Origin of the sequence: Oceanospirillum sediminis, from assembly GCF_014164585.1 — a bacterium.
Classification (GTDB): domain Bacteria; phylum Pseudomonadota; class Gammaproteobacteria; order Pseudomonadales; family Halomonadaceae; genus Oceanospirillum; species Oceanospirillum sediminis.
Map to the genome: position 1 here is coordinate 1 of NZ_JACJFM010000290.1, position 329 is coordinate 329.

Annotated in this window: 1 protein-coding gene; it reads right to left on the minus strand. The window is 38.9% G+C overall.

The genetic code is table 11. From position 1 onward, the window contains the following. Window positions 1-329: carboxyl transferase domain-containing protein (locus H4O21_RS28720; protein WP_305082244.1), on the minus strand; the 329-nt coding region annotated here is incomplete at both ends.

Sequence of the window (329 nt, forward strand, 5' to 3'; positions counted from 1 at the left end):
GTTCCTGGTAAAAAGCCTGGAACATCTACCAATACCAAAAGTGGAATATTAAAACAATCGCAGAAACGTACAAAGCGCGCTGCTTTTTTTGAACTGTTAACGCCCAAAACTCCTGCAAATGCCATAGGCTGATTTGCTACTATCCCAACGCTACGCCCACCAAGTCTTGCGAAACCTACTATGATGCTTTCGGCATAATCTTTATGGATTTCATAAAATGAGTCTACATCAATAATTCCAGAAATTACCTCATGCATATCATAAGGCTTATTGGGGTTGTCTGGTACAATATCAGATAACACATCTCTTACTTCATCCTCAATTTCATA